Raw genomic sequence first — 24,905 nt, 5'->3', positions numbered from 1 at the left:
TATTTTATATAGAAATAAAATAATGATACAATATGTGTATAAAATATTAAGGAAATATTAATAAAAACCTTAGATAAAAATTAAGAAGTAGAAGTTAACATTAGAGTATAAATTGGGGGGGATTAAGATGGAAAAAATTCTTATTGTTGATGATGAAAAAGAAATTAGAGATTTAATAGAGATTTATTTAAAAAGTGAAGGTTATGAAATTTTTAAAAGTGAAAACGGATTAGAGGCTTTAGAAATTTTAAATAGAGAAGAAATTGATTTAGTTATATTAGATGTTATGATGCCTAAATTAGATGGAATTCAAACTTGTATAAAAATAAGAGAAAAAAGTGAGCTTCCTGTAATAATGCTTTCAGCTAAAAGTGAAGATATTGATAAAATATTTGGACTTAATATGGGAGCTGATGATTATATAAGTAAACCATTTAATGCGCTTGAACTAATTGCAAGAGTAAAATCACATTTAAGAAAATATAATAGATATAAAAATATGTCTAGTTGTACAGAAAGTATGAAATTAGAAAATGAGATAATAATTGATGATTTAGTAATAAAATTAGATTTACACCAGGTTTATAAAGGAGATGAATTAATAAAATTAACTCCAACTGAATTTGAAATAATAACTTTGTTAGCAAAAAATAAAGGTAAGGTATTTTCAATAGCAAATATTTATGAAAGTGTATGGAAGCAAGAATATTTAGAATCAGATAATACTGTTATGGTTCATATAAGAAAAATAAGAGAAAAGGTAGAGGAAGATTCAAGAAAACCAAGATTTATAAAAACAGTGTGGGGAGTAGGTTATAAAATTGATAAGTAGGTGAGAGGTTTGAGAATAAAGAGAATCGAAAAACTAAAAGAAAATATTACGAAATCAAAATTTTATATAAAAGGAAATGAGAAGTTTAATAAAATATCTGATAAGATTAGGACGAATTTAAAATATGAATTAATATTTTTAGTTGGATTTTGCCTTATAATTAGTTTAATAGGGGCAGTGGTGTCTTCAAGATTATTTTTTTCAGAAAACAGAAGAACTGTTGAGACTATTGTAGGGATAGAGGCTTTTACTGAATCTGCAAAATCAGCAGCAGAAGGTTTAAAGATGAAAGTAGATGAAGGAAATATAACTATAGAAGATAGTAAATTTTTCAGTGAATTTTTTAAATCAGAAAACTTAGCTTTAGGAGAAAATCATAAAGGGTATGTAACTGATTTAGATGGTAAAGTAATCTATAAAAGTCCTGATGCAAAAGAAACACAATTTAGTATATTTCAACTTTTAGTAAATGCTAGTGAAATGCCTAATAAAGATACAGAATATGTTGAAGAAAGAATAGGTTTAGGGGAAAGAAGTATAAATTCATATTCACCAAAGCAAATGACTAAAATGTTTCCAATAAAAATTGGAGGAAAAGAATACTACTTTATATATGAAGGAGTTCCAGAGATTGTTGTAAAAACAAATGAGTATAGACAAACAAATGAGTTGTTAGGACTTTTAGTTGGAACTTTAATATTTATTATTACATTTTTATATGTAATAAATAGAAAGGTAAAAGATTTAGATGAAATTTCAGATGGAATAAAATTTATAGCCAATGGAGATTTGTCATATAGATTAAAAATTAGAGGAGCAGATGAGGTTTCAAATATAGCAAATAATATAAATTTAATGGCAAGTGAAATAGAAAAGAAAATTCAATCAGAAAGAGCAGCAGAAAAAACAAAATCAGAACTTATTACAAATGTTTCTCATGATTTAAGAACTCCATTAACTTCAATAATGGGGTATATAGGTCTTTTGAAAGATAAAAGATATAAAAATGAAGAGGAAATGAATGAGTATTTAAATATAGCATTTAATAAATCTGAAAAGCTTAAGATATTAATTGAAGATTTATTTGAATATACTAAATTAAATAATGCAGAAATGAAAATAGAAAAGACTAAAGTCAATTTAAGCAATATTGTTTCACAAATAGCAGATGAGATGACACCGATTTTTGAAGAAAATGATTTAATTCTTTTAAAAAATATAATAGATGATAAAATAATTTGTGAATTAGATCCAAATAAAATGGTAAGAGTGTTAGAAAATATTCTTAGTAATGCTTCTAAATATTCTTATAAACCAGGAACTGTAATAATAGGACTTTACGAAAATGAAGGAGAAGCTGTTATTTCTGTTAGAAATAGAGGAGATAATATAGAACAAGATAAGCTTAATAAGCTTTTTGATAGATTTTATAGAGGTGATGAATCACGAGCAACAGAAAGTGGAGGAACTGGGCTTGGACTTGCAATAGCAAAAAGTATAGTAAATATGCATGGAGGTCATATGTGGGCTGAATGTGTTGGAAATGATATAACTTTTTATATAAAGATTAAAAGTATTAGTAACTAATTCGGAATTCAAAAATAATATATAATAGCAATATTATTTTTGGAGGAAATATGCAAGATAGAAATCCTAATAGTACTTTTGGAATAGATTTAAATGAATATTCGCAAAATCCTAATTTTCAAGTACTTTCATCAAAAGTTGATTTTATTTATTTAAGGTCTTCAGGATCAAGAGCAGGTTACTTTAGGGTAGACAGAAAGTTTTTAGAGTTTGCAGAGGAGTGTAAAAAATATGGAATTAAATCAGGGGGATATCATTATGGAATTCCTTCATATGATTTAAGTACTGCAGATATGCAATGTGATGATTTTATAGACATATTGCAAAGAGCTTATGGAAATAAAAATTATGGACCTTTAATGCCAGTTTTAGATATAGAAGAACCTATGAATCCTAATATGAATACTGATGCTTTATTAAGATGGATTAATAGATTTAGAAATAGATTCGAATCTAAAACAAGAAGAAGACTTATGCTTTATGCATCTGTATTCTTTATTCAAGACAATAATAACTTCCAATCAAGTGATGGAACATATCCTTTAAATAATATGCCACTTTGGGTAGCTATGTATACGAGAATACCAGGTAATCCTCCTTTCCCACCAAATGCAGGGGGATGGACAAGATGGAGAATTTGGCAATATACTGATAGTCAACAAATAGATGGTGTAGATAATCCAGTAGATGCTAACTGGGGACCAAATAATTTAGATCTTTTAACTCAACCAAGACAAGTACAAAACTTTAAAGCTAGTGTTTCAAATGGAAATGTTTATTTATCTTGGACTAAAAATAGTGATATAGATTTAGCTGGATATAATATTTTTGCAGATAATTATTGGATTGGAACAGTAGATAGGCAAGATACTTCATATAGAATACCAATTACTAAGCTATATAAGCCACATGGAAGAAATATTACTTTCTCTATAGAAGCTTTTGATTATGAAGGAAATGCATCACAAGTTAGAAGTAAAGTTACTTTAAAATTATAAAATAAAAGTTTTTAGCTATCTTAAAATAACTATGTTTAAAATAAAAGTTATTCTTAAGATAGCTTCTATTATTTGGAATATGGTTAAAATTATTTTTTAAAGAGTTATAAATTATACTTATAATTTGTTAATAAATAATGTATAATTAGTATGTAATTATCTATTAAATTTTAATTTATACAAAAAAATAGGGGGAAAAAATTGTGGGAAATAAAAGTGGTGAAGATAGGGGATTTCTTACTTTTATGAAAAAAAATAAAAAAAGTGTAAGTATTGCAACAGTAAGTGTATTAACTGTGGCAATAGCTGGTGGAATCTATGTTGCCAATATAAAAAATAATTTAAATGATTGGAATTATAAAATATATCCAGGAGTAACGGTTAAAGGGGTAGATTTATCAGGAAAATCAGCTGAAGAAGCTAAAAATATTTTAAATGATAATCTTAATGATAAAATTTCGAATAAAGATATAATAATTAAGGTAGATGATAAAGAATTTAAAGGTAAATATAAAGATATTGATGGAAAATATAATGTAGATAAAGCTGTAGAGGATGCTGTTAAATATGGAAAAGATAAAAGCATGTTTAAGCAAAATAAAATTATAAAAGGAAAAGAAAATAAAGAGTTAGAAATAGAATTTTTATATAATGATAAAAAGTTAGGAAAACTAAAAGAAAATGTTCAAAAAAATCTTAATATAGAACCTAAAAATGCAACTATAAATATAGTAGGTTCAAGTAAGAATATTACAGAAGAAATATTAGGAAAAAAATTAGAAGTTGAAGAGTTAAACAATTCATTAAAAGAAAATTTAAATGGAGATTTAGAAAATCCAACAATAATAAACTTAAATTATGTGGAGTCAAAACCAAAAGTAACTAAAGAAGAACTGTCAAAAATAAAAGATGTAATGGGAAGCTTTGAGTCTTCTTTTGCAACATCTACACCTGAAAGATCAGCAAATATTCAAGCAGCTGTTGGTTTTGTAGATGGAACAGTATTAATGCCAGGAGAAGAATTTAGTTATGATAAGGCAACTTCTACTGATAAAAGTAAATATAAACAAGCACCAGTTTATATAAATAATAAAGTTGAAATGGATATTGGTGGAGGAATATGTCAAGTATCATCAGCACTTTATAGAGCAATGATGAGAGCTAATATTAGACCTACAGAAAGACATAATCATTCATTAACTGTTAGTTATGCAAAACCAAGTCTTGATGCCACAGTAGCTTGGGGATATTTAGATTATAAATTTAAAAATCCATATGATTTTCCAATTTATATTAAGGGAATGTCTGATGGAAAGGTAATAAGATTTTATGTTTACGGAGATAAATCAGCTCTTAATGGGAAAACTTATGATATGGAAAATGAAATAGTAAGAACTATTGCTCCAAAAGAGAAAATAGAGAAAGATTCTAATCTTGAAGAAGGAAAAAGAGTAGTTCAATCTAAAGGTCAAACAGGTTATGTATCAAAGGGCTATCAATTAACTTACGAAAATGGTAAACTAATAAAAAGAGAACTAGTGTCAACTGATACTTATGCAACAACTGATTCAGTTGTTAAAGTTGGAACTAAAAAGCCAGAAATAAAAGTAGATAAGCCGAAGGAAGAAGTTCCTGCAAAAAAAGAAGAGCAGCAACAACAAGAAGGATCTGAGGCTCCACCAGTTGAAACTACAACGTAATGTGGTAAAATTTATATAATTAAGGGGCATATCAAATTTAATTTGTTTGAATGTCTCTTTTTTATAGATGGAGATGAAAATATGAAGTATAAAATGATGTGTATTGATATGGATGGTACTCTTTTAGGGAAGGGAAGAAAAATATCAGAAGAAAGTAAAATAGCTTTACGAAAAGCAAGAGAAAAAGGAGTACAAATAGTAATAACAACAGGAAGACTTTATAATAATGCAGCGTATTTTTCTGAATTAGTAGGAGTAGATTCTCCGGTTATAGGGGCAAATGGAGCTATTATAAGAGAAAAAAGAAGTAATGAGATAATATATAGAAGTAGTTTTAATGAAAAAATAACTAAAAAAATTTTAGAATTAGCAAATAAATATAGGATAGTATTACATTTTCATACTGTTAGTAGTATAATTTCTAACAGTTATGTGAGTACAACTGTTGCTAGAATAGTTTTACCAGGAAGAAACCATGAAGATTTTAAAGTGAATTTAAGAACAATAAAAGGAAAAGAAAAATGGTTAAAAGCATTGGAAAAATATAGTGATAAAGTAACGAAAATTATTGTATTCTCAACTTCAGCTAAAAGAATGGAAGAGTTTAGAAAAGAAATAGGCAAAATAGATGAAATTACTTACTTTACATCAGGAAATAAAAGTATGGAAATAAATATGAAAGAAGTATCTAAAGGAAATGCAGTAAAAATATTAGCTGATTATTATGGAATAAAGAGAGAAGAAGTTATTTGTATTGGTGATAATGAAAATGATGTTTCTATGATAGAGTATGCTGGGCTTGGAATAGCTATGGGAAATGCAATTCCAAAGCTAAAAAAAATAGCTGATTATGTTACTGATACGAATAAGAATGATGGAGTAAGAAAAGCTGTTGAAAAATTTATTCTAAGAGAAGAGGATATTTAATGAATTTTTAGTTAAAAATAAAAAGTTTTGACTTAAAATAATACATGTAGTATTATGTGTTGTATAGAATTTAAATAAAATTAAGATGGGTGCTTTAGACTTCTCATCTTATGATAATTACAAAGCTTGAAATAGAAGGTGAGTTTTTTGAATTTAAATATAGTTATGTATCAACCAGAGATACCTCAAAACACTGGAAATATTGCAAGAACTTGTGTATTAACAGGATCAAAACTACACTTAATAAAACCATTAGGTTTTAAAATTGATGATAAGCAAGTTAAAAGAGCTGGGTTGGATTACTGGAGTGAATTGGATCTTGAAATTCATGAGAGCTATGAAGACTTTATGAAAAAATATGGGGATAAAAAGATATACTTAGCTACTACTCATGGAGGAGAACATTATGATGAAGTTGAGTTTAAAGAAGGAGATTTCGTAATGTTTGGAAGGGAAACTTGTGGAGTGCCTGAAGATGTTCATAATGCACATGAAGGTATAAGAGTTCCAATGATAAAAACTAGCACAAGAAGCTTAAATTTATCAAACACTGTTGCAATAATAGCTTATGAAGCTTTAAGGCAAATAGGTTTTCCAAATATGAAATAGAATGAGAGGAAATAAGGGAATGGAAAAAATAAAAATAATAACAGATAGTACAGTTGATTTACCGAAAGAACTTTTAAGAGAATTAGACATAGAAGTTATGCCAGTTCTTATAAATTTTGGTGAAGAAAGTTATTTAGATGGAATCGAAATAACTCCAAATGAATTATTTGATAAAATGGAAAAAACAGATGTTTTTCCTACTACAGCTCAAATAATTCCAAGTAGATTTGAAGAAATTTATAAAAAATATATTGATGAAGGTTATAAAGTTTTATCAATAATTATGTCATCAGGAATGAGTGGAACATATGAATCTGCTTGTTTAGCAAAACAAATGTTAGAAACAGATGATGTTTACATAGTAGATTCACAAACTATAACAGCTGGACTTGGGCTTTTAGTTTTAAAAGCAGCTAAATTAAGAGATTCTGGAATGAATATTGAAGAAATAGTTGAAGAATTAGAAAAAGTTAAAGGTTCAATAGATAGTTCTATAAGTTTTGAATCTCTTGATAATCTTGTAAGAGGAGGAAGACTTCCTAAAGCTGTAAGTGTAGTTACAGGACTTTTAGGAATAAGACTTATCTTAGAAGTAAGAGATGGGGTTATGTCTCTTAAAGGGAAAGTTAGAGGAAACAAAAAAGCAGTTAAAAAGATTATCTCTGATATGGAGGAATTAAAACCAGTAAAAGATATGCCAGTTGTAATAGTTGGTGTTGGAGATAACAGAGAAATAAAAGATGGAATTATAGAATACTTAGAAAAAAATAATATTGAATATATAGAAGGACCAGTTGGATGTTCAGTTTCAATACACTCAGGACGTCAAGCAATTGGAGTTTTCTTTATGAGTGAAAATCAATAAAACGCAATAATTTATTTTTATATTTATGCCTAGATTAATTAATCTAGGCTTTTTTATTAATATTATTGAATTAATATTTTATATTTAAACTAAAAAATAGTAATTTAAAAGATAAAAAATAAATATAAAAAATTATAATAAAAATATTTTTATTTATAAATTATATAACTCATGAATTAAAACTTTCTAAAGAGGAAAAAATATTTTAAAAGTATTTTTAGAAGGTGAAGATTTTATGGAAAGAATAAAAGGAAATAAAGAAATTGTAGTTCTGTTATTAATTGTCATGTGCTTTTATGTTCTTATGTTCTTAGGAGGATGTACTAATAAAAGTGTTGGAGATAGAAATTTTTTTAATAGTGATTTAAAGGTTGCTTTAATATGTGAAAATAACGAAAATGAGCCTTTTTTAGAGATAGGGAAAAAAGGTGTTATAAAGGCTGGAAAAGAGCTTGGAATGAAGACAGAAATAGTATTATTAAATTTAGATGAAAAACCAGAAGTTATAAATAAAATAATGAATCAAACAGCTTTAGATAATAACTTAGTAATTGTCTTAGGAAATTGGTTAAAAGAATCTGTTAAAGTTTCAGCAAGGCAATTAAAATCAAGAAATTTTGCAGTGGTAGATTCAGTTGTAGCTGAAGGAAATGTAAAATCTGTCTTATATAAATCAGAAGAAGGAGCACTATTAATGGGGATAATAGCTGGTGGACAGACAAAGTCAAATAAAGTAGGTTTTATAGGTGGATTAAATGATACAAATGGAGTTAGATTTTTAAGTGGATACGCAGCTGGAGTTAAGACAAATAATATGCAAGCATATGAGACTCTTGTTGATTATTCTTATGTACGCTATACAGAAGATTTTAAAGATGAGAAAAAAGCATATGAAAAAGCAAAAGAGTTATATGCAAGTGGATGTGATATAATTTTTGAAGCTTGTGGAGCAGCTGGAGAAGGTGTGTTTAAAGCTGCAAAAGAATCAGGAAATAAAGCAATAGGAGTAGATGTAGATTGTGCTGAATATTATCCAGAATATAAAGATGTAATAATATCTTCAATGGTAAAAAATATGGATAAAAATATTTTTGACATATGTGCTGAAATTAAAGATGGTAAGTTTAAAAGTGGTATTAAAAATTTAAAAGAGTTAGGTATAAGTGAAGGAGCATTTAATTATTCTAAAGAAACAAAAAATAATGTTTCTGAAAATACATTTGGAACACTAAATGATTATATGAAAAAATTAAAAAATAAAGAAATTGAAGTTCCACAAAGAGTTTTTGAGGTGTTAGAGTTTAAAGAAGAAACCGAAGGACAATCAGAAGAACAACATAAATCAAAAGCTAAAGAACAATAGAAGCAAATATAATGATAGTCTCAATATAATTGTTTACATAATGGTATTTATGCTATAATTATTACATTATAGGAATATAAAGTAATAGTTAAGAGAGTAGGTGATTACATTGAAGATGGAATATTCTATGAAATTGACTCAAGAACAAAAATTACATATGACTCAAGAGATGCAATTATCTATAAAAATGTTACAAATGTCGGTAACAGATTTAAGAGAATATATTGATAAAGAATTTGCTGAAAATCCAATATTAGATATGAATGATAATAACCAAGAAAAATCTTCAATATCTGAAGAGAAATTTATGGATAAATATAATTATAAAGAAATGATAAAGTATTTTGAATTTGATAATTATGGAGCACAAAGTAAAGGAATATATGAAGATGAGGTTTCACCTTTTAATTTTATATCAGAAAAAAAATCACTTAAAGAATATCTTTATGAGCAGTTAATGGAACTTAACATAGATAAATATACAAGAGTTATTTGCAATTATATAATTGATAATTTAGATCATAGAGGATATTTAGAATGTGATTTAGAAATAATATGTAAAGAATTAAAAATATCAAAAGAACTAGGGGAAAAAGCGCTTCTTATAGTTCAAGATTTAGAACCTTACGGAATAGGAGCAAGAGATATTAAAGAATGCCTTCTTATTCAACTTGATAAGTTGGCATTAGATGATGAAAAAATGATTACAATCGTTAACAATCATTTAGAAGATATAGCAAATAATAAATATTCTTTAATCGGAAAAAGCTTAAATATTTCTCCAAGAGAAGCCCAAAGGTATGGTGATGTTATAAAAAAGTTAGAACCTAAGCCTTCTAGTGGCTTCTATACTGGAGAAGAAGTTAAATTTATAATACCAGATGCGGCTATAAGAGAAATAGATGACCAATTAATAATAATAATGAATGATAGCATTCTCCCAAGATTATCTATAAATAGTGGATATAAAAAAGTAATTAATGAAGAAGGGGATAAGAATGCTACTGAATATGTAAAAGACAAGCTTAATAAAGCTATGTTTTTAATAAAAAGTATAGAGCAAAGAAGAAGTACGTTATATAATGTACTAGAAGAGATAATTAAAAGACAGGAAGAATATTTTAAAAAGGGATATAACTATCTAAAGCCAATGACTTTAAAAGAAATATCTGAGGCTTTAAATATTCATGAATCTACTGTTAGTAGGGCAATAAAAGATAAATATATATTAACAGATAGGGGAACTGTAAAAATAAAAGATCTTTTTACTACTGCTATAAAAAATAGTGAAGATTTAGGAGTAGTAAAAATAAAAAATAGAATAAAAGAAATAATAGAAGGTGAAAATAAGAAGAAGCCTTTTTCAGATCAATATATTTCAGATAAGCTTACAGAAGAAAATATGGAAATAAAGAGAAGAACAGTTGCGAAATATAGAGAAGAGTTAGGTATAAAATCTTCAAGTAAGAGAAAAAGACTTTAAGCTTAAATAATACTAAAAAGATCTTTGATATAAAAAATATATGCTAAAAATAAAGAAGTAAAATAAATAAAATAAAAAAATTTAAAATTACTCTTTAAAATTTGTACAATTTATTCTATAATAGTCTTGTGGGACGTAAAAAGTAAGAGCGGGACACTATGTGACCAAAGGAGTGTTTAGGTTGCAAGAATTAATAGAATTACAAAACAAAATAGTTCCAGAATTAGTGGAAGTATTAGAAAAAAGGTACAATATTCTTAGAACTATATTTTTTAATCAACCAGTAGGAAGGCGTGTTTTATCTAATGAACTTAATTTAAGTGAAAGAATAGTTAGAACAGAAATAAGTTTTCTTAAGGGGCAAGGTCTTATAGAAATTAATACTCCTGGTATGACAGTAACTGAAAGTGGAGAAGAAATAGTTGATAAGTTAAATGGATTTATCCATGAACTTAAAGGATTAAATGACTTAGAAGATAAGATTAAAGAAGCTCTTTCAATAAAAAAAGTTATAATAGTTCCAGGTGATGTAGAAAATAACCAAGGTATATTAAAAGATATCGGTAAGGCTGCATCAAAATATTTAAAAACAGTTATTAAGGATAATTCAATAATTGCTTTAACAGGAGGAAGTTCTGTTAAAGAAGTTATAGAAGCATTCCCTAAAATAAATAAATATTCAAATGTTCTTGTAGTTCCTGCAAGAGGCGGTATGGGTAGAAATGTTGAAACTCAAGCTAATACTTTAGCCGGCTCTTTAGCTAAAAAGCTAAATGGAAATTACAAGCTGTTACACATTCCAGAGAACGTTAGCCCAGAGATTATTAATTCTTTAAAAGAAGAAAAAGAAATCAAAGATATAGTCCAAAGTATACACAATGCAGATATACTTATATATGGTATTGGGAATGCTATGGAAATGGCACAAAAGCGTGGAATATCTGAAGACAAAATCTCTAGATTAAATGAACTAGAGGCCGTAGGAGAAGCATTTGGGTGTTACTTTAATAAAGATTCTAAAGTAGTTTCAGAAACGACTGCTATTGGAATAAATATAAGCAACGCGAGCCAAATCAATACACATATTGCTGTGGCTGGTGGTGCAAATAAAGTTGAGTCTATTATAGCCACTCAACTAAATAACACACATGCTGTGTTAGTAACTGATGAGGCAGCAGGAAGAAAAATTTTAAAAATTCTAATGTCTCGACAAAAAAGTTTATAAAAAATTTTTTATAAAAGCTATTTTAAAGCTATTTTAGGAGGTATTTACAATGGTAAATGTAGCAATTAATGGTTTCGGAAGAATAGGAAGATTAGCGTTAAGATTAATGATCAACAACCCAGAATTCAACGTGGTTGCAATCAACGACTTAACAGATGCTAAAATGTTAGCACACTTATTCAAATATGATTCAGCACAAGGAAGATTCGATGGAGAAATCGAAGTTAAAGAAGATGCTTTCGTAGTTAATGGAAAAGAAATTAAAGTAACTGCAAATGCTAACCCAGCTGAATTACCATGGGGAGAATTAAACGTAGACATCGTTTTAGAATGTACTGGATTCTTCGCTTCAAAAGAAAAAGCTTCAGCTCACATAGCTGCTGGTGCTAAGAAAGTTGTTATTTCAGCTCCAGCTGGAAACGACCTTCCAACAGTTGTATTCAATACAAACAATGAAATATTAAAAGCAGAAGATACAGTTATTTCAGGTGCTTCATGTACTACTAACTGTTTAGCTCCAATGGCTAAAGTATTAAATGATTCATTTGGATTACAAAAAGGATTCATGACTACAATCCACGCTTACACTAATGACCAAAATACATTAGATGCTCCACACAGAAAAGGTGATTTCAGAAGAGCTAGAGCTGCTGCTGCTTCAATAATCCCTAACTCAACTGGTGCTGCTAAAGCTATCGGATTAGTTATTCCAGAATTAGCTGGTAAATTAGACGGAAACGCTCAAAGAGTTCCAACAATCACTGGTTCATTAACTGAATTAGTTTGTACTTTAGACAAAAAAGTAACTGTAGAAGAAGTTAACGCTGCTATGAAAGCTGCTGCTAACGATTCATTCGGATACACTGAAGATCCAATAGTATCATCAGACGTAATCGGAATCAGCTTCGGATCATTATTCGATGCAACTCAAACTAAAATCATGGAAGTTGACGGACAACAATTAGTTAAAGTTGCTTCATGGTACGACAACGAAATGTCATACACTAACCAATTAATCAGAACTTTAGGATACTTCGCTAACTTAAAGTAATCTAAATTAATTAGATAGTATAAAAAAGTATTATAAGTCTGGTTTTGTAGTATAAGGCTATAAGGCCAGACTATTTTAAAATATTGAAATATTTAAGAGGTGAAAGAGAATGAACTTCAACAAAAAAACTGTAGAAGACATCCAAGTAAAAGGTAAAAAAGTTTTAGTAAGATGTGACTTTAACGTACCATTAAAAGATGGAGTTATAACTGATGAAAATAGATTAGTAGGTGCTATGCCAACTATAAAATATTTAGTAGATAATGGTGCAAAAGTTATCCTTTGCTCACACATGGGTAAACCAAAGGGAGAACCAAAGCCAGAATTATCATTAGCTCCAGTTGCTAAAAGATTAAGCGAAATGTTAGGAAAAGAAGTAGTATTTGCTGCTGACAACAATGTTGTTGGAGAAAATGCTAAAGCTGCTGTTGCTAACATGAAAGATGGAGATGTTGTTTTATTAGAAAACACAAGATACAGAAAAGAAGAAACTAAAAATGGAGAAGAATTCTCAAAAGAATTAGCTTCACTTGCAGAAGTATTCGTTAATGATGCATTCGGAACTGCTCACAGAGCTCACTGTTCAACAGTTGGAGTAACTGAATTTATAGATACAGCTGTATGTGGATACTTAATCCAAAAAGAATTAAAATTCTTAGGAGAAGCTGTTGAAACTCCAGTTAGACCATTTGTTGCTATCTTAGGAGGAGCTAAAGTTTCAGATAAGATTGCTGTTATAAACAATCTTTTAGAAAAAGTTGATACTCTAATAATCGGTGGAGGAATGGCTTATACATTCTTAAAAGCTCAAGGATATGAAATTGGAACTTCATTAGTTGAAGAAGACAGAATTGAGTATGCTAAAGAAATGATTGAAAAAGCAGCTGCAAAAGGAGTTAAATTCTTATTACCAGTTGACCACAGAGTTGCTACAGAATTTAAAGATGTTGAAGCTACAATAACTGAAGATCAAAATATTCCAGCAGGAAATATGGGATTAGATATTGGACCAAAAACAGAAGCTATATATGCTGAAGCAGTTAAAGAAGCTAAAACAGTTATCTGGAATGGACCTATGGGAGTATTCGAATTCGAAAACTTCAACAAAGGTACTATTGCAGTAGCTAAAGCTATGGCAGATTCAGATGCTACTACTATAATTGGTGGTGGAGATTCAGCTGCAGCTGTAAATATATTAGGATTTGGTGATAAAATGACTCACATCTCAACAGGTGGAGGAGCTTCACTAGAATTCTTAGAAGGTAAAGTATTACCAGGAATAGATGCTTTAAATAGCTAATTTAAAAAGTTTTAAAATATAAATTTAGCCACTCTGTAAGCGGAAAATTTAGAGTGGCTAATACAATTTAATTTGTAAAAATATTATGAGGTGATTCTAAATGAGAAAAGCAATAATTGCAGGAAACTGGAAAATGCACAAAACACCAGCTGAAGCTGTTGAAATGATAAATGAATTAAAACCATTAGTTAAGGATGCTACTTGTGATGTAGTTATCTGCCCAACTTTTGTATGTTTAGATGCTGCTGTTAAAGCTGCTAAAGGTTCAAACATTAAAATAGGTGCTCAAAATATGCACTTTGAAGAAAGTGGAGCATTTACAGGAGAAGTTGCTCCAGGAATGTTAGAAGCTATGGGAGTTGAATACGTAGTAATTGGACACAGTGAAAGAAGAGAATACTTCAATGAAACTGATGAAACTTGTAATAAAAAAGTTAAAAAAGCTTTCGAACATAACTTAATTCCAATGCTTTGCTGTGGAGAAACTTTAGAGCAAAGAGAATCAGGAAAATATGTTGAAGTTTTAGCTGGGCAAATTAAAGCTGATATGGCTGGATTAACTAATGAACAAGCTGAAAAAGTTGTTATAGCTTATGAACCAATCTGGGCTATTGGAACAGGAAAAACTGCTACTTCAGACCAAGCTAATGAAACTATAGCTGCTATAAGAAATGTTGTAGCTGAAATGTTTGGAAAAGAAGTTGCTGATAAAGTAAGAATCCAATACGGTGGATCAGTTAAACCAGGAACTATAAAAGATCAAATGGCTAAATCAGACATTGATGGAGCATTAGTTGGAGGAGCTAGCTTAGTAGCTGAAGATTTCTCTAAAATAGTAATGTACTAATATTTTAAGAAATTACCAAAAAGCAATAGGAATGACTGAATTTAACTTCTTTCATACTTATTGCTTTTATTGTTATAAGAGATTAATTATAGTATAATTATATAAAGAAATTAATATAAATGATTTTTTTAAAACTGTATATAAGAATATATATTTATAGATAAATGGAGGCAGAGAATTATGTCAAAAAGACCAGTAATGTTAATGATATTAGACGGTTTTGGAATTGCAGAAGCATCTGAAGGAAATGCAGTTTCATTAGCTAAAAAACCAAATTTCGATAGATTAGTTAAGGAATTCCCAACAAGTGAACTTCAAGCTTCAGGAATGGCTGTTGGATTACCAGATGGACAAATGGGTAATTCAGAAGTTGGACACTTAAATATAGGTGCAGGAAGAATAGTATACCAAGAGCTTACAAGAATAACAAAAGCTATGGAAGATGGAGAAGTTTTCGAAAATGAAGCACTTTTAAAAGCAATGAAAAATGCTAAAGAAAACAATACTGCATTACACTTAATGGGACTATTATCAGATGGTGGAGTTCACTCACATATAGATCACTTAAAAGGACTTTTAGCTTTTGCTAAAAAAGAAGGACTTCAAAAGGTTTATGTTCATGCATTTATGGATGGAAGAGATGTTGCACCATCATCAGGTAAAGAATTCATAGAAAAAGCTGAAGCTATGATGAAAGAAGTAGGAGTAGGTGAAATTGCTACAATAAGTGGTAGATACTACGCTATGGATAGAGATAACAGATGGGAAAGAGTTGAACTTGCATACAATGCAATAGTTCTTGGAGAAGGAGCTAAAGCAGGAAGTGCTGTAGAAGCTATAGAAAATTCATATCATGATAATAAGACTGATGAATTTGTAGTTCCATGTGTTATTGAAAAAGATGGAGCACCAGTTGCTAAAGTTAAAAGTGGAGATTCAGTAGTATTCTTTAACTTTAGACCTGATAGAGCTAGAGAATTAACTAGAGCTATAAATGATAAAGTATTTGATGGATTTAAGAGAGAAACTTTAAATCTTACATTTGTAACAATGACTCAATATGATAAAACTTTAGAAGGGGTTGAAGTTGCATTTAAACCACAAACACTTACTAACACATTAGGTGAATTTGTAGCTAATAAAGGATTAAAACAATTAAGAATTGCAGAAACTGAAAAATATGCTCACGTTACATTCTTCTTTAATGGTGGAGTAGAACAACCTAATGAAAATGAAGATAGAGCATTAATAGCATCACCAAAAGTTGCAACTTATGATTTACAACCAGAAATGAGTGCTGTTGAAGTTACTGATGAATTAATTAAGAGATTAGATAGCGATAAATATGATATGGTTATATTAAACTATGCTAACCCAGATATGGTAGGACACACAGGAGTAATTCCGGCTGCTATAAAAGCAATCGAAACTGTAGATACTTGTCTTGGAAGAGTAGCAGATAAAATCTTAGAAAAAGATGGTTCATTATTCATAACTGCTGACCACGGAAATGCAGAAACTATGATAGACTTCTCAACTGGAACACCATTTACAGCTCATACAACAGATCCAGTTCCATTTGTATGGGTATCAAATGATGCTAAAGGAAAAACTTTAAAGAATGGTAAACTTGCTGATATAGCTCCAACTATGTTAAATGAAATGGGACTTGAAGCACCAGCAGAAATGACTGGAGAATGTTTAACTAAATAATTAATAAAAGTGTACTTTAAATTTTAAGGTACACTTTTATTTTTATATGGTTTTATAGATTAATATAGCTTAAAATTTGTAAAAATTTCCTCGGAAATAATTATATGATATCTAGATATATTATTTATTACATAATAAATTAATAACAATGTTATAAAATTATTTTATATAGAATATTATTAAATATAATATAGATTATAAATTGTAGTGAAAATATAAAGTTAACATATTTAAATATAAAAGAAAACGATTAAATAAAATTTAATCGTTTTTATACTTATGCTACTTTTGCATTATAATTTTCTTTTTCATCTTTTTCAATTATTATTTCATAGTTTAATTTTAATATTTCCTTTATGTTTTTAAAAATAAGAAGTTTTCTTTCAACTCCATGTTCGTCTGAAAATTTTAAGTATATTTTTTCAGGCTTGTATAGATGCATATATACTTCTTGTAAATTATTAAAATTTTTTTTATCTAGTTTATTTAATGTAGGATTATGTAATAATCCCTCTTCGTCTACTATTTTTAAATCTTTTAAATAACTATTTGTTTCATTATAAATTTTGAAATTAAACTTTAATTTAAAACTCATATGTATTACCTCTCTTATTATAAATAATGCTGTATCAAAAAAAAGTAATCATTTACATTACCATTATATCATATAAAATTAAAATTATATAGGTAAAATGAAATATATTCACATTATAATAAAATCTTAATAATATAATATTAAAAGAAAAATAAATAAGGTGGTAGTATGAAAAAAAATTATGATTACTCTGTGAATTTTGATAAAAAGACAGAGGAACTGTTTAAAAATAGTGTTTATTTAGGACAAGGTAACAATGGAATTGTATATGAACTACCAGGAAATAAGATAATAAAAATATTTGTTGATAAAAAAATATGTGACATGGAAGCTAATACATTAAAGAAAACTAAGAAATCTAAATATTTTCCTAAAATATATTTTCATGGTAACCTTTATATAATAAGAGAAAAAGTCGAAGGTGAACGATTAGATAAATACATAAAAAGAAACGGATTAGATGAGGAGATGTCTAAAAAAATATATTTACTATTAGAGGAATTTAGAAAATTAAAGTTTAAAAAATTAGATACTAGATGTAGGGATATATATGTAAATGATAAATTAGAGTTAAGAATGATTGATCCTAAAGGATGTTATACAAGAAAAGTAGATTTTCCAAGGCATTTAATGAAAAAGTTAAATAGATTGAATGTGTTAGGAACATTTTTAAAGCATATAAGAAAAATAAATAAGAAGAAAGCTAAGTATTGGGAAACTCAAATAAAAATATACTTTAAAATGAATAATATAAAATGTAATATATAAATAAATGCCTCATAAAGAATTTATAATATAATTTCTTTTATGAGGTATTTGTTTTTTAGAAAAAATTCTAAAATAAAGAATAATTAAAAATAAATGGATATAAATAAAATTATGAAATATGGAAAAAAATAAAAAGGTGTGATATACTAAATAGGTTAACAATATGAAAAAACAGAGGATTTAATATAGGAGGTGTTCCCATGCAAACTTTATTAACGATTCTAGTAGTTTTAACTGGAATAATAGTTATTGTTACTGTTTTAATGCAACCAAGTAAATCAGATGCATTAAGTGGTCTTATTCAAGGAAGTAATAATGATACTTTCTTTTCAAAGAATAAAGCAAGAACTAAAGAAGTTATATTAGCTAGAATAACAATGATAGCTATGATAATATTTGCATTATCAGTATTAGGATTACATCTATTATAAGCGTGGGATATCACCACATACTATTTGTAAACTACATTAATTAAATTTAATGTAGTTTTTTTATTTATATATCAAAACAAGGTATAAAATTATCACAGTTATAGTAAGTATAGAGTAAAGATAAGTATATAGGATAAAATGAGGTGACAAAATGGAACTTTTAATTTTACCATTAATTTGTGGTATTATTTCGCTTATCTTTCTAAGCATATTAGCTAAAAATATAACAAAAGAGAAAGTTGGAAATGAAAAAATGAAGGAAATAGCAACTGCTATTTCAGAAGGAGCTATGGCATTTTTAAAAAAAGAATATAAATATCTTTCAGTATTTATTATTGTGTTATTTATATTTATGGGAATTTTTTTAAGTATTCAAGCAGCATGCGCATTTTTAGTTGGTGCTTTATTTTCTATGGCATCTGGTTATGTTGGTATGAAAACAGCTGTAAAAGCAAATGTAAGAACAGCTAATGCAGCGAAAACTGGAATAAAAGAAGCATTAGGAATTGCTTTTTCTGGTGGGTCTGTAATGGGATTATGTGTAGTTGGTCTTGGAATAATAGGAATTACAATTTTAGTTTATATTTTTAATTTTAATATTGAATATATTACAGGATTTGGTCTTGGAGCTTCATCTATTGCACTTTTTGCAAGAGTAGGTGGAGGAATTTATACTAAAGCTGCTGATGTTGGAGCAGATCTTGTTGGAAAAGTTGAAGCAGGAATACCAGAAGATGATCCAAGAAACCCAGCAGTTATTGCAGATAATGTAGGGGATAATGTAGGAGATGTAGCTGGAATGGGAGCAGACCTTTTTGAATCTTATGTTGGTTCAATTATATCAGCTATAACTCTTGGAAGTTTTGTAGCAGTTTCAATAGGAAATAATGCACTTATATATCCACTAATACTTTCAGCACTTGGAATAATTTCATCTTTAATTGGAATTTTAATTGTTAAAGCATATAAAGGGGAAAAACCTCAAAAAGCTCTTAATAATGGAACTACAGTTGCAGGATTTTTAGCTCTTATATTATCTAGTGGAGCTTGTAAATATTTATTTGATAGTTTAACTCTTTTTATACCAGTAGTTGTAGGAGTTATAGTAGGAATAGCTATAGGAAAAATAACAGAAATATATACATCTTCAGATTATAAATTTGTAAAAAAAATTGCGAAAGAATGTGAAACAGGAGCTGCAACTAATATTATTGAGGGATTAGCAGTTGGAATGAAATCTACAGTTGTACCAATTATATTGATAGTTATAGGAATAATAATTTCTTATATAGGCTGTGGAGGAATGAAAGATAGCATGATAGGACTTTATAGTATAGCTTTATCAGCAGTTGGAATGTTATCTACAACTGCTATAACAATAGCTGTTGATGCTTATGGACCTGTAGCAGATAATGCTGGAGGAATAGCAGAAATGAGTGAACTTCCAAAAGAAGTTAGAGAAATTACAGATAAATTAGATTCAGTAGGAAATACTACAGCAGCAATTGGAAAAGGCTTTGCAATTGGATCAGCTGCACTTACAGCTCTTGCACTTTTTGCATCATATACTCAAGCAGTAAACCTTGAAAGTATAAATCTTTTAAATCCACTAACTCTTGTAGGAGTTTTAATTGGAGGAATGTTACCATTTTTATTTGGAGCTTTAACTATGGAATCAGTAGGAAAAGCAGCAGGAGAGATGGTAGAAGAGGTAAGAAAACAATTTAGAGAAAAACCAGGGATATTAGAAGGAGAAGAAAAACCTGATTATGCAAGATGTGTTGAAATATCAACAAGAGCAGCATTAAAAGAAATGATACTTCCAGGAGTAATAGCAGTTTTAGCACCTATAATAGTTGGAATACTTTTAGGAGCTGAGGCTTTAGCAGGACTTATAGCTGGTGGAGTTGTAACTGGAGTTATGCTTGCAATTATGATGTCAAACTCAGGTGGAGCTTGGGATAATGCTAAAAAATATATTGAAAGTGGAGTATATGGTGGAAAAGGAAGTGATGCACATAAAGCTTGTGTTGTTGGAGATACTGTTGGAGATCCATTTAAAGATACATCAGGACCATCAATGAATATATTAATAAAATTAATGACAATAGTATCACTAGTTTTTGCACCTTTAATAGTACAATTTGGTGGAATTTTGTTTAAATAAGCTATATCTAAAATTTATTTATACACTCCAAAAAACAAATTACTTAAAGATATGCTAATTAAATTAAATTTAATTAGCATATTTTTATTAAATTAACTTTTTATATACAAATTTCATAAATTTCGCAAAAACTATAAACAAAATATGAATTTTGTGTTAATATAATATTGTTGATGAAAGAAAATCACGAAATAAAGTATTAATTAAAATATATAATGATTTTCAACATATTTTATAAAAGAAATAATCTAATTAATAAGGAAAATGTGTTTTTTTAGTGGACATCTATGATTTAGTTTATATAAATGGTGGCTCAACTAACTTTTATAAGTTAGAAATACTGTTAGAATAGATAAATCATTTAGATAAAATAGTTTAAGAGGTAAAAAAGTGAACTTTACAAAGAAATTTACTGATAGCGAGTAAATTTCATAATTAAAATAGAGGTATAGGGGTATTAATCTATTTTAATCGTCGGTGGGTGATCAATCAATAAACTATGGTATAAAGGGTATTATAAAGAATTATTTTATGCAAAGACTATGTGCTATTAACTTATAGTTAACTAGCACATAGTCTTTTTTATAAATAAAAAAAGTGTTTAGGATAACTATGGTAAAAAAATAGGGATATTATGCTATAATACAATAAAGAATAAATTAATGGAAGTTTGTCAATTATAATAGTAAAAGAAATTAATAAGAATATACTAATAATATAGACAAAAGTATGGAGGAACAAGTATGGGGATTAAAGATACATTATTAGCCTTTATGGGTGAAGATGCATATAGACCAATGGATATTAGCTCTTTATCAAGAATATTTGATATAAAAAAAGAAGAGTTTAAAGCTTTTAAAAATGTTTTAAGAGATATGGAAAGTGAAGGACTTGTTATGAAAAATGATAAAGACAAGTTTGCACTTCCAGAAAAGTTCGGATATGTAAGAGGAAAAATACAAGCACACGCTAAAGGCTTTGGTTTTCTTATTCCAGAAAGAGAAGGAGAAAAAGATGTTTTTATAGCTGGTTCTCTTTTAAATGGAGCTATGAATGGAGATAAAGTAATTGTACAGGTTACTAAAGAAGATAGAGGTGGAATAAGAAAAAGAGAAGGAGAAGTAGTTTCTATAATAGAAAGAGTAAACACTAGAATAATTGGTGAATATGAAGATAGTAGAAATTTTGGTTTTGTAGTTCCAGAAGATACAAGACTTACTCAAGACATATTTATTTCAAAAAAAGATAGAAATGGTGCAAAATCTGGAGATATTGTAATTGTAGAAGTAACTAAATGGCCAGAAGGAAGAAGAAGTCCAGAAGGATATATTTCAGAAGTTTTAGGTAAGAAAGGTGACAAAGGTCTTGATATTCTTACTATAATTAAAAAACATGGATTACCAGAAGAGTTTCCACAAAAAGTTTTAAGCTTTGCAGATAGTATCCCAGAAGAAATAGATGAAAAAGAATATAAGAGAAGAACTGATTTTAGAGATTGGAATATGGTTACAATAGATGGAGAGGATGCTAAAGACTTAGATGATGCTGTATCTATTGAAAGACTAGAAGATGGAAAGTTTAAATTAGGAGTTCATATTGCAGATGTTTCTCATTATGTAAGAGAAAAAAATCCTTTAGATAAAGAGGCTTTAAATAGAGCTACATCAGTTTATTTAATAGATAGAGTTATACCAATGCTTCCTAAAAAGCTTTCAAATGGAATTTGTTCACTTAATCCAAAAGTAGATAGACTTACATTAAGTTGTGTTATGACTATAGATAAAAAAGGAAAAGTTATTGCACATGAAATACATGAAAGTATAATAAGAACAAATGAAAGAATGACATATACAGATGTAACTAAAATTCTTAAAGATAAAGATGAAGAGTTAATTAAAAAATATGATTATCTTTATGATGATTTCTTAGCAATGGAAGAACTTGCACTTATATTAAATAAGAGAAGAATGAAAAGAGGTTCAATAGATTTTGAATTCCCAGAAGCTAAGATAACTCTTGATAAAATGGGTAAACCAATTGATGTAAAACCTTATCCAAGAGAAATATCAAATAGAATGATAGAAGAATTTATGCTTGTATGTAATGAAACGATAGCTGAAGATATGTATTGGCAAAACCTACCTTTTGTATATAGAATTCACGAAGATCCAGATGAAGAAAAATTATCAAGATTTAAAGAGTTTGTATATAACTTAGGTTATCCAATGAGAACTAACGCTGAAATACATCCAAAAATGATGCAAGAAATATTAGAAAAAGTTAAAGGTAAGAGTGAAGAAACTGTAGTAAGTACTCTTATGCTTAGAAGTATGATGAAAGCTAAATATTCACCTGAATGTGTAGGACACTTTGGACTTGCAGCTAAATATTATTGTCACTTTACATCACCAATTAGAAGATATCCTGACCTTCAAATACACAGAATTATAAAAGAAAATTTAAATGGAAAATTAGAAGGTAAGAGAATTTCTAAGCTTAAAGGGATTGTTGAATATGCTTCTAAACAATCATCAGATAGAGAAAAATTAGCAGTAGAAGCAGAAAGAGAAGTTGATGATTTAAAGAAAGCAGAATATATGTTAGATAGAATAGGTGAAGAATTTGAAGGGATAGTTTCATCAGTAACTTCATTTGGTATGTTTGTAGAATTACCAAGCACTATAGAAGGTCTTGTTCATATTACATCTCTTGAAGATGATTACTATGTATATGATGAAGATCATCTTTCACTTATTGGAGAAAGAACAAAAAGAATTTATAGACTTGGAGATAGTGTAAAAGTAAAATGTAGTAGAGTTGATATAGATAACAGAGAAATTTATTTTGAACTTGCTACAGATGAAAATGAAGAAGAAGCTGTAGAAGAAACTGCAAAAGAGCTTATAGATAGAATCTTAGATGTTAAACAAGAGTTTAAAGGATTAGATAAAGAAATAGAAGAATCTAAAGAATTAGATAAAACAGAAGAATAAAATAGAAGCTGTCTCAAAGTGGTGTTTAACTGTTTTTGAGACAGCTTTTAAATTATATTAAAAGAAAATAAGCTAAGGATAAAACTAAAAATATATGAAAAATGATTTATTTAAATTTAATAAATGGTTAATTTGAAATTAAATAAGTGCTTGGGCGTAAGAGGAAAGGAAATTTTGTGATAATATAAATTTATTGGGGGGATAAAATTATGAAAATAAAAAATAAGCCAAAAATATTTATATTAGGTATTTTTATATTAGGAATTATTTAAATTATATGGAATGCGCCATATAATTTAAATAAAGTTGAAAGAGAAAATATTGTTTATTCTAAAGATAAAAATGTAAATACTTTATATAGAAGCATAATAGAAGTTAATTCTATACTTTATGATATAAATAAAGAAGCTCAAAATAATGATAGTAATAGTCAAAAAGTAGCTGATTATTATGGATATGAAAAAGGGCTTAGGCAAAAGATTTCAAATTTTAATCCTTATATATATTCTCATAATAAAAATGACCAACTAACTAAATTTTATAGTGAATTTATGGAGATATCTGCTTATTATATTAATTTGCCTGAAACTATAAAAGATACATACCTAAATTTGTATAATGTAGATTTTACAGATGAACAAAAAGTAGAAGTTAAAGAAGGAATAAACTCTATAATTGAAAGATATAATAATTTAATTTTAGAAATGGATTCTTATTATGGCAATGAAAATATAAATGAAAAGAGTATCAAGAATCTATATAAAGCTTATATTAGAAATAATAGATTTTCTATTTTTGTTGATTGGAATAATAAACTAAATAGTTTAGCGTAAATGATTAAAATAGGCAAATTGTTGTAAATATCAGTAACATATATTATAATTTTAGATAAGTTAAAAGAGCAGAGATAAGTAGGTGAATTAAATGGCTAGAAAAAAGAATTCAAATTCATTAGCAGAAAATAGGAAAGCTAGACATGATTATTTTATAGAAGAAACAATAGAGGCAGGGCTTGCTTTAGTTGGTACAGAAGTTAAATCAATAAGAAATGGTAGAGCGAATCTTAAAGATTGTTATGCAGATATTAGAGATGGAGAAGTTTTCATAAGAGGAATGCATGTAAGTCCATATGAGCAAGGAAATATATTTAATGTTGATCCTCTTAGAGATAGAAAATTACTTCTTCATAAACAAGAGATTGGAAGGCTTGCAGGACTTGTATCAAGAGAAGGTCTTACACTTATACCACTTTCTCTTTATTTAAAAGAGGGGAAAGTAAAGGTTGCACTTGGAGTTTGTAAGGGTAAGAAAAATTATGATAAGAGAGATTCAATGCTTGAAAAAGCTCATAAGAGAGACATTGAAAGAGAAATGAAAAATAAAAATAGATATTAAGATTAAAATCTTTAGGTGGAAACATCTAAGGATTTTTTTATTATATATTTTTTATG

At 28.0% G+C, this 24,905-nt stretch carries 21 protein-coding genes; 20 read left to right on the top strand and 1 reads right to left on the bottom strand.

The features are described from left to right. The first annotated feature begins 127 nt into the window (after positions 1–127). The 14 genes from HMPREF1092_RS08840 to gpmI all read left to right on the top strand — a co-directional run bounded on the left by HMPREF1092_RS08840 (position 128) and on the right by gpmI (position 16,500). Positions 128–832: a response regulator transcription factor gene (locus HMPREF1092_RS08840; RefSeq protein WP_002598325.1), complete on the top strand. Its 705-nt coding sequence runs from the start codon at positions 128–130 to the stop codon at positions 830–832. Between the two features lie 9 nt (positions 833–841). Beyond that, on the top strand, positions 842–2,419 hold the full coding sequence (locus HMPREF1092_RS08835) for a sensor histidine kinase (RefSeq protein ID WP_002598324.1): 1,578 nt from the start codon (positions 842–844) through the stop codon (positions 2,417–2,419). 50 nt (positions 2,420–2,469) lie between these two features. Further along, positions 2,470–3,417: a glycoside hydrolase family 25 protein gene (locus tag HMPREF1092_RS08830; RefSeq protein ID WP_002598323.1), complete on the top strand. Its 948-nt coding sequence runs from the start codon at positions 2,470–2,472 to the stop codon at positions 3,415–3,417. A gap of 203 nt (positions 3,418–3,620) precedes the next feature. Further along, entirely contained in the window at positions 3,621–5,117 is a 1,497-nt protein-coding gene (locus HMPREF1092_RS08825; protein ID WP_002598322.1) for a VanW family protein, read from the top strand. Positions 5,118–5,198: 81 nt separating this feature from the next. Next, positions 5,199–6,044: a Cof-type HAD-IIB family hydrolase gene (locus HMPREF1092_RS08820; RefSeq protein ID WP_002598321.1), complete on the top strand. Its 846-nt coding sequence runs from the start codon at positions 5,199–5,201 to the stop codon at positions 6,042–6,044. A gap of 147 nt (positions 6,045–6,191) precedes the next feature. Further along, complete coding sequence (locus HMPREF1092_RS08815; protein WP_002598320.1) at positions 6,192–6,653, top strand: tRNA (cytidine(34)-2'-O)-methyltransferase; 462 nt, start codon at positions 6,192–6,194, stop codon at positions 6,651–6,653. 19 nt (positions 6,654–6,672) lie between these two features. Beyond that, positions 6,673–7,518, top strand: coding sequence for a DegV family protein (locus HMPREF1092_RS08810; RefSeq protein WP_002598319.1), 846 nt, complete (start codon positions 6,673–6,675; stop codon positions 7,516–7,518). A gap of 235 nt (positions 7,519–7,753) precedes the next feature. Then, entirely contained in the window at positions 7,754–8,881 is a 1,128-nt protein-coding gene (locus tag HMPREF1092_RS08805; RefSeq protein WP_002598318.1) for a BMP family ABC transporter substrate-binding protein, read from the top strand. 109 nt (positions 8,882–8,990) lie between these two features. Then, a complete protein-coding gene (gene rpoN, locus HMPREF1092_RS08800; protein WP_002598317.1) occupies positions 8,991–10,364 on the top strand; it encodes an RNA polymerase factor sigma-54 in 1,374 nt (457 codons plus the stop codon). 181 nt (positions 10,365–10,545) lie between these two features. Beyond that, entirely contained in the window at positions 10,546–11,589 is a 1,044-nt protein-coding gene (locus HMPREF1092_RS08795) for a sugar-binding transcriptional regulator (protein WP_002598316.1), read from the top strand. Positions 11,590–11,638: 49 nt separating this feature from the next. Next, positions 11,639–12,640: a type I glyceraldehyde-3-phosphate dehydrogenase gene (gap, locus tag HMPREF1092_RS08790; protein ID WP_002598315.1), complete on the top strand. Its 1,002-nt coding sequence runs from the start codon at positions 11,639–11,641 to the stop codon at positions 12,638–12,640. 109 nt (positions 12,641–12,749) lie between these two features. Beyond that, positions 12,750–13,940 carry a phosphoglycerate kinase gene (locus tag HMPREF1092_RS08785; protein ID WP_002598314.1) on the top strand — a complete coding sequence of 397 codons (1,191 nt, stop codon included), beginning with the start codon at positions 12,750–12,752 and terminating at the stop codon, positions 13,938–13,940. A 100-nt stretch (positions 13,941–14,040) separates the two neighbouring features. Continuing rightward, on the top strand, positions 14,041–14,787 hold the full coding sequence (tpiA, locus tag HMPREF1092_RS08780) for a triose-phosphate isomerase (RefSeq protein WP_002598313.1): 747 nt from the start codon (positions 14,041–14,043) through the stop codon (positions 14,785–14,787). Between the two features lie 180 nt (positions 14,788–14,967). Next, positions 14,968–16,500: a 2,3-bisphosphoglycerate-independent phosphoglycerate mutase gene (gpmI, locus tag HMPREF1092_RS08775; RefSeq protein ID WP_002598312.1), complete on the top strand. Its 1,533-nt coding sequence runs from the start codon at positions 14,968–14,970 to the stop codon at positions 16,498–16,500. Positions 16,501–16,777: 277 nt separating this feature from the next. Here gpmI and HMPREF1092_RS08770 read toward each other — a convergent pair whose 3' ends face one another. Next, positions 16,778–17,095 (bottom strand): hypothetical protein, encoded by a 318-nt coding sequence (locus tag HMPREF1092_RS08770; RefSeq protein ID WP_002598311.1) that lies wholly within the window; start codon positions 17,093–17,095, stop codon positions 16,778–16,780. A gap of 168 nt (positions 17,096–17,263) precedes the next feature. On the opposite strand from HMPREF1092_RS08770, the gene HMPREF1092_RS08765 reads away from it, so the two are divergent. From HMPREF1092_RS08765 to smpB, 6 genes are all read left to right on the top strand, one after another. Further along, positions 17,264–17,863, top strand: coding sequence for a hypothetical protein (locus HMPREF1092_RS08765; protein ID WP_002598310.1), 600 nt, complete (start codon positions 17,264–17,266; stop codon positions 17,861–17,863). A gap of 200 nt (positions 17,864–18,063) precedes the next feature. Beyond that, a complete protein-coding gene (secG, locus tag HMPREF1092_RS08760) occupies positions 18,064–18,294 on the top strand; it encodes a preprotein translocase subunit SecG (RefSeq protein ID WP_002598309.1) in 231 nt (76 codons plus the stop codon). A 151-nt stretch (positions 18,295–18,445) separates the two neighbouring features. Continuing rightward, positions 18,446–20,461: a sodium-translocating pyrophosphatase gene (locus HMPREF1092_RS08755; RefSeq protein ID WP_002598308.1), complete on the top strand. Its 2,016-nt coding sequence runs from the start codon at positions 18,446–18,448 to the stop codon at positions 20,459–20,461. A gap of 743 nt (positions 20,462–21,204) precedes the next feature. Beyond that, a complete protein-coding gene (gene rnr, locus HMPREF1092_RS08750) occupies positions 21,205–23,454 on the top strand; it encodes a ribonuclease R (protein ID WP_002598307.1) in 2,250 nt (749 codons plus the stop codon). A 551-nt stretch (positions 23,455–24,005) separates the two neighbouring features. Further along, positions 24,006–24,287, top strand: a complete 282-nt coding sequence (locus HMPREF1092_RS08745) for a hypothetical protein (protein ID WP_002598306.1) — start codon at positions 24,006–24,008, stop codon at positions 24,285–24,287. 91 nt (positions 24,288–24,378) lie between these two features. Beyond that, entirely contained in the window at positions 24,379–24,849 is a 471-nt protein-coding gene (smpB, locus tag HMPREF1092_RS08740; RefSeq protein ID WP_002598305.1) for an SsrA-binding protein SmpB, read from the top strand. The last annotated feature ends 56 nt before the right edge of the window (positions 24,850–24,905 follow it).

It is taken from the genome of Clostridium thermobutyricum, assembly GCF_000371465.1.
Taxonomy (GTDB): Bacteria; Bacillota; Clostridia; order Clostridiales; family Clostridiaceae; genus Clostridium; species Clostridium thermobutyricum.
The sequence above is the reverse complement of the archived record's forward strand: the minus strand, read 5'-3'. Positions and strand labels throughout refer to the sequence as shown.

Bases quoted from the DNA above. Each gene is read 5' to 3' on its own strand.
- HMPREF1092_RS08840 (WP_002598325.1), top strand. From the start codon at position 128: ATGGAAAAAATTCTTATTGTTGATGATGAAAAAGAAATTAGAGATTTA.
- HMPREF1092_RS08805 (WP_002598318.1), top strand. From the start codon at position 7,754: ATGGAAAGAATAAAAGGAAATAAAGAAATTGTAGTTCTGTTATTAATT.
- HMPREF1092_RS08810 (WP_002598319.1), top strand. From the start codon at position 6,673: ATGGAAAAAATAAAAATAATAACAGATAGTACAGTTGATTTACCGAAA.
- HMPREF1092_RS08745 (WP_002598306.1), top strand. From the start codon at position 24,006: ATGGAGATATCTGCTTATTATATTAATTTGCCTGAAACTATAAAAGAT.
- HMPREF1092_RS08820 (WP_002598321.1), top strand. From the start codon at position 5,199: ATGAAGTATAAAATGATGTGTATTGATATGGATGGTACTCTTTTAGGG.
- rnr (WP_002598307.1), top strand. From the start codon at position 21,205: ATGGGGATTAAAGATACATTATTAGCCTTTATGGGTGAAGATGCATAT.
- HMPREF1092_RS08770 (WP_002598311.1), bottom strand. From the start codon at position 17,095: ATGAGTTTTAAATTAAAGTTTAATTTCAAAATTTATAATGAAACAAAT.
- tpiA (WP_002598313.1), top strand. From the start codon at position 14,041: ATGAGAAAAGCAATAATTGCAGGAAACTGGAAAATGCACAAAACACCA.
- smpB (WP_002598305.1), top strand. From the start codon at position 24,379: ATGGCTAGAAAAAAGAATTCAAATTCATTAGCAGAAAATAGGAAAGCT.
- HMPREF1092_RS08755 (WP_002598308.1), top strand. From the start codon at position 18,446: ATGGAACTTTTAATTTTACCATTAATTTGTGGTATTATTTCGCTTATC.
- secG (WP_002598309.1), top strand. From the start codon at position 18,064: ATGCAAACTTTATTAACGATTCTAGTAGTTTTAACTGGAATAATAGTT.
- gpmI (WP_002598312.1), top strand. From the start codon at position 14,968: ATGTCAAAAAGACCAGTAATGTTAATGATATTAGACGGTTTTGGAATT.
- HMPREF1092_RS08765 (WP_002598310.1), top strand. From the start codon at position 17,264: ATGAAAAAAAATTATGATTACTCTGTGAATTTTGATAAAAAGACAGAG.
- gap (WP_002598315.1), top strand. From the start codon at position 11,639: ATGGTAAATGTAGCAATTAATGGTTTCGGAAGAATAGGAAGATTAGCG.
- HMPREF1092_RS08785 (WP_002598314.1), top strand. From the start codon at position 12,750: ATGAACTTCAACAAAAAAACTGTAGAAGACATCCAAGTAAAAGGTAAA.
- HMPREF1092_RS08830 (WP_002598323.1), top strand. From the start codon at position 2,470: ATGCAAGATAGAAATCCTAATAGTACTTTTGGAATAGATTTAAATGAA.